We start from the raw sequence: 4,427 nt of genomic DNA, 5'->3' as shown, positions 1-4,427 counted from the left end.
ATATTCCATTTTGGGAATTTGGTCGCAAAAAAGGTCAGGTCGTTTAACTCAAATCCTTGATATGACGGGGTTCATCGAAGCCCCCGCCGAAAAATTTATATATTTTCATGAATTTTATTATGGCAGCTAAAACAAACCGTCTCTAAATTTTCCATATCCAGCCTTTTCGACCAATCCCGTTTCAATTCAACCTTATGGTGAACGATCAAATCTTTGTCATTTACAACACCATCAGCCAAGCACTGTTGGCATAAGTAGTTATCACGCAATAATACTTGCTTACGCAGTTTGCGCCACTGTGTACTATGATAAAATTTTGTGTATTTACTGTTTTGTGTGTTGTACCTAACCTCTTTGTTGTACCTTTTGGTATTGGCTTTCCTATACTCTTGCAACTCGCTTTGACTATAAGTTCTGTTTCCTAAACGAATTTTTGGTTCTTTGAAACTCAAATTCATTTCAACTTCTTTCAATTAACTTTTGTTCTTTCAATTCTTAATAAAGAAACTCAAATCAATTTAAGAATAAAAAGAAAAGACAAAACGAAATAGAAACTAATCTAAAACATTTTGTCTTTCAATCCAAGAAACAATTATGATCTGCAAATTGATGATAAAGTTCATACAATCAATAATCATTTCTTTATTCTCTTTTGCTAACTCAAATCATTTCTGCATTTCAATCCTATTTATTAACTCGATTCATCTTCTAAACGAATGAGTTCAGTTCTATTCAATATGACTTGAGCTTGTATGATGTCCTAGACACTGCACTATGTATAAGGCACAACGCATAGCGTTAGGGATTAGTGGCCTTATTACATGTGCTGCTTAACTATGGTACATCCAAAGCGCACCACCTTTAAACAGTGCGCCTTAATAATATAGTGTATTGAAGTTATGGCGCATGTGACTAACGCCCTTCTTATTACTGGTCTAGGTAATTATCCTACACTACCATAATATGTGGTTATCGCGTGAACTTCCACACTATCAAAAGTTCGCTACTCTGTGACAATCCAACCAATACGCTTGGCTGTTTCTCTCATCATCTGGTTGCGCATTCTTAATGTTGCATTGCGACTGATTATCTTATCGTCCTTCCTTTGCTTAGTCAACTCATGGGCAATATCCTCCCACTCATATATCATCAAGTCTTTTTCCCAGTAACGATACTGTGCAATGAGTCGTTGTTCCTGTGTAGCATTTCTATATACATCTTCGACTGCTTGGATAGTAGCACTCAAGTTTCTATACAAATTATCTTCATGCAGCTTGATGACTTCTTTCTCGACTGGACTGTTAGGCAAGTTAGATTTACCGCCTCCTACATTTTCATCTCTCGGTGTATATAGTAGTTCATATCTTCGATAGGACAATTGACCTCTTAATTTATCTATGTCTTTCCAATACTTCTCTAACATTGGAATATCTTCTTTGCCTAAATTCACCAGTTCCCCTCCACTAACAAATAATGTATACACCTATTATAACATTTAATTATCATTTACACTTATCGTGATAACCTTTAATTATCAAATTATCTATAATAATATCCTTCAACTTTAACTCTCTATCCAACTCTCTATTCGCCATGTAAAGCACAAGAGAGAGGAGAGCGAAGAGAATGGTTAGTGCTATCCACATATGCTACAACTCCTTTACATAAGTATTAAGTGCTAAAACTTTAAGATCATACTTTGTCGCTTCTTCGCTAGCTTCTCTATGTGTACGATATTCTTTTGCTTTCGAAATATCATCAGTAGTTTGCATTACTTTTTCTGTTAGGTTTTCGTTATTGACGTACATCTTAACTACATCTTGGAAATATCTACCATTTTCACTTTTTAATACAAATGACACTTTGGTTGGCATTGACCCATTTTTTTCTGGAAGTTCTTGAATTATTGATCTTTTAAATTTTAAATAATTTAATAAATTATTTTCATCTTTTATTTTCTTTTCTCGATAACGTTGAATTTCTTCTCTAGATTGATTTAATTCTCTTTCAGTCTTTAACCATTTGTATAATGTGTACGCCCATATAATAAATAGAATAATTATAGGTAGCCAATACTCTAAATCCACTACTCACTCACCTCTGCTTTTAAATCAGTAAGATGCATATGATCGTGTATATCGAAGTCTGCAGGTGCTTCCACATCATCGTTCTGTGTACGGTAAATAATGTACTGTTCAGTGATGTATTTAGCTGCTTCGTATAGTGCAAGCGTTAAGATAATTTTAAATATAGTTTTAATCATTGTCTTCCTCCAAAATTAACGATTCGATGTATTCTGTTTTAACCCAACACTTCTTTTTAATTAAATTTTCAACATGCACATATCCGATGGTATTTAAAATATTTTCAGCATACTCATCGAATGACTTATGCGTATATGCGAAATAGATATTATTACTGCACGTTATTAATTTTATTTTATTCATCTTCTACCTCCTAAAAGCAAGGCGGACGAACCGCCAAGCTGTTTAATATCCTGTGCTACGGTATGCGCAGTGTACGTAAGATCTTCTGCTTTCCATCCACACTCTCTTCTACTTAAACTCAAAATCAACTTCAACTGGGATGACAATAACCTTATAATTTTCATATAGTCTTTTGAACTCGTTGAACATTTGTCTTACACCATCAAGACCTATATTCTCACCTTGCAAAATAAATATTTCATTATTCCAACCACGATATATTATTTTAGTTCGTTCTCTCACTTACCCAGCACCTCTTTCACTTTTTGTAGTAGGTCTTTATTCTCCTGTGCTACCGTATGCGCCTCTGTTACCTTCATTTTCAAACTCTTCTATTTCTACCGGCTGCATATAAGAAACGGGTGCGATGACTAGCTGTGCTAAACGTTCGCCTTGTTTAACAGTTATAGGTCCATCACTGATATTATCTGTGATAATTCCAATTTCTTTATGGTAGGTTTGATCTATCGTACCCAACGCTACACGTAGTTTAGTTTTAAGTGATTTACCGGAACGTGGTCTGACTTGTGCTTCATAACCATAAGGTAAGTTAATTGCAACATCTGTTTTAACTACTACTGTTGTGTGAGGTTCTATCACTGTTGTTTCAGACACATATAGGTCTAAACCGGAGTCAGTTTCATTAGCACGTGTCGGCATTGTTGCGTTTTCAGATAATAATTTGATTTGTAGTTTAGTCATTGTCTGTGTCCTCCATAAAATTTCTATATTTCTCAATTTGTTCTTTCAATACTCTTAAAATAACTGCATCTGGTATATTTAGCTGTTCTTGATTAATGTACATACACGCCACTTCTTCAAAGGCTTGCGCTTTAACTTCTAATACTTTTATTTCTTTAACTAACTGTTCGTAATCACATGGTTTCACTCGACTTCCTCCTCACTTAATAAATTTTTATTTTCAAATACATTACCAATTACCTCACATTTTTCATGGACATCAAGAACTGACGAACCTTTATCTGTCACCCAACCTAACCAACTTTCAGATTGGGAACCGTCACTGTCAAAGCCAGTACCAAATGTAACTACACCAATTTCATCGTGAACTCCATTTAAATAACCTTTGTCGATAATATCGCCCTCATAAATCTCTTTTCCGTTTTTGTCTTTCAGACCAGTCGACATCATCACAATTCTATTAATGGTGCCATCTTTTTCGATTAAATCCAGGTCTTCAATATGGTCGAACCAAATAGTGAATCCCATATCAAAATCTTGTTGTTCACCATAACTCATGCCTTTCTGATAATCAGTTCTATGTCTTTCTCTATCAAACTCTCTGAATTTAGGTATCATTCCAATTCCTCCTGTTAATCAAATAATCCTCTTTCGCAACGATTGCAGTGATGCGTGTAGGGCTTGCATCAATCACAAACCCCTTTACACCATTGCGTTGTAACTCTTTCTCTAGTTGCGTTAAACTACGTCCTCGTGTGTCTGATTTGAAACGTTGTTTAATTGTGTTTGTAAGTTCTCTCATCACTTCACCAGATCGTTAGCTTTAATGAACTCTGCTAGTTCCTTATCTGTTTTAATAGTTTTAATATTGCGGTAGTGCATTCCAGACATATTGCCTACATAGTTGGTATCTTCAGTAAGCGGTATTACACTGAATGCTATTTCTCCATACTTGTTTTTGAGATAGTATTTATTTTTAGCTCCTTCCAATAAGCCCATTTAAAGCCCCTCCTTGAGACGTTGCGCATAATCGATGATTTTATCCAACTCTTTATCTAATGCGTCTTTACGACCCAGCCTTGTTGGATATTTAATAAGATTAAACTTCATTGCGCCTCTGAACTCTTCGGGTGTAAAGTGTTGTCTACAAAATTCGATAACATCAATATCACCTGTCCCTTGATAATGTTCAGGGATGTTTTTATAATCTTCAAAATGTTCAGCTTTCTTATCGAAGTA

At 35.0% G+C, this 4,427-nt stretch carries 12 protein-coding genes; all 12 read right to left on the bottom strand.

Features of this window, described 5'->3' with window-relative positions:
* Positions 1–95: 95 nt before the first annotated feature.
* On the bottom strand, positions 96–458 hold the full coding sequence (locus HMPREF2846_RS10280; protein WP_060804363.1) for an HNH endonuclease: 363 nt from the start codon (positions 456–458) through the stop codon (positions 96–98).
* A gap of 545 nt (positions 459–1,003) precedes the next feature.
* Positions 1,004–1,450, bottom strand: coding sequence for a transcriptional regulator (locus HMPREF2846_RS10275; RefSeq protein ID WP_060804364.1), 447 nt, complete (start codon positions 1,448–1,450; stop codon positions 1,004–1,006).
* Positions 1,451–1,649: 199 nt separating this feature from the next.
* Positions 1,650–2,087 carry a hypothetical protein gene (locus HMPREF2846_RS10270; RefSeq protein WP_070626591.1) on the bottom strand — a complete coding sequence of 146 codons (438 nt, stop codon included), beginning with the start codon at positions 2,085–2,087 and terminating at the stop codon, positions 1,650–1,652.
* Positions 2,087–2,263 (bottom strand): transcriptional activator RinB, encoded by a 177-nt coding sequence (gene rinB, locus HMPREF2846_RS10265; protein WP_070626590.1) that lies wholly within the window; start codon positions 2,261–2,263, stop codon positions 2,087–2,089. The genes HMPREF2846_RS10270 and rinB overlap by 1 nt, the downstream gene beginning before the upstream one ends.
* The gene (locus HMPREF2846_RS10260) at positions 2,256–2,447 is read right to left on the bottom strand and encodes a hypothetical protein (protein WP_060804557.1); all 192 of its coding nucleotides are present in this window, start codon (positions 2,445–2,447) and stop codon (positions 2,256–2,258) included. The genes rinB and HMPREF2846_RS10260 overlap by 8 nt, the downstream gene beginning before the upstream one ends.
* Positions 2,448–2,555: 108 nt before the next feature.
* Positions 2,556–2,729 carry a hypothetical protein gene (locus HMPREF2846_RS14450; RefSeq protein ID WP_173020217.1) on the bottom strand — a complete coding sequence of 58 codons (174 nt, stop codon included), beginning with the start codon at positions 2,727–2,729 and terminating at the stop codon, positions 2,556–2,558.
* Positions 2,730–2,765: 36 nt separating this feature from the next.
* The gene (gene dut / locus HMPREF2846_RS10255; protein ID WP_070626589.1) at positions 2,766–3,188 is read right to left on the bottom strand and encodes a dUTP diphosphatase; all 423 of its coding nucleotides are present in this window, start codon (positions 3,186–3,188) and stop codon (positions 2,766–2,768) included.
* Positions 3,181–3,375 (bottom strand): hypothetical protein, encoded by a 195-nt coding sequence (locus tag HMPREF2846_RS10250; protein ID WP_070626588.1) that lies wholly within the window; start codon positions 3,373–3,375, stop codon positions 3,181–3,183. The genes dut and HMPREF2846_RS10250 overlap by 8 nt, the downstream gene beginning before the upstream one ends.
* Positions 3,372–3,806, bottom strand: a complete 435-nt coding sequence (locus HMPREF2846_RS10245) for a YopX family protein (protein WP_070626587.1) — start codon at positions 3,804–3,806, stop codon at positions 3,372–3,374. The genes HMPREF2846_RS10250 and HMPREF2846_RS10245 overlap by 4 nt, the downstream gene beginning before the upstream one ends.
* A complete protein-coding gene (locus HMPREF2846_RS10240) occupies positions 3,796–3,990 on the bottom strand; it encodes a hypothetical protein (protein ID WP_070626586.1) in 195 nt (64 codons plus the stop codon). The genes HMPREF2846_RS10245 and HMPREF2846_RS10240 overlap by 11 nt, the downstream gene beginning before the upstream one ends.
* Positions 3,990–4,187: a DUF3269 family protein gene (locus tag HMPREF2846_RS10235; protein WP_070626585.1), complete on the bottom strand. Its 198-nt coding sequence runs from the start codon at positions 4,185–4,187 to the stop codon at positions 3,990–3,992. The genes HMPREF2846_RS10240 and HMPREF2846_RS10235 overlap by 1 nt, the downstream gene beginning before the upstream one ends.
* On the bottom strand, positions 4,188–4,427 hold a 240-nt coding region (locus tag HMPREF2846_RS10230; RefSeq protein ID WP_141751880.1), incomplete at its 5' end, for a DUF3310 domain-containing protein.

Origin of the sequence: Staphylococcus sp. HMSC056G08 (genome assembly GCF_001812305.1) — a bacterium.
Lineage (GTDB): Bacteria > Bacillota > Bacilli > Staphylococcales > Staphylococcaceae > Staphylococcus > Staphylococcus simulans.
Note: the sequence above shows the minus strand (reverse complement) of the source record. Positions and strands in the feature narration are given on the sequence as shown.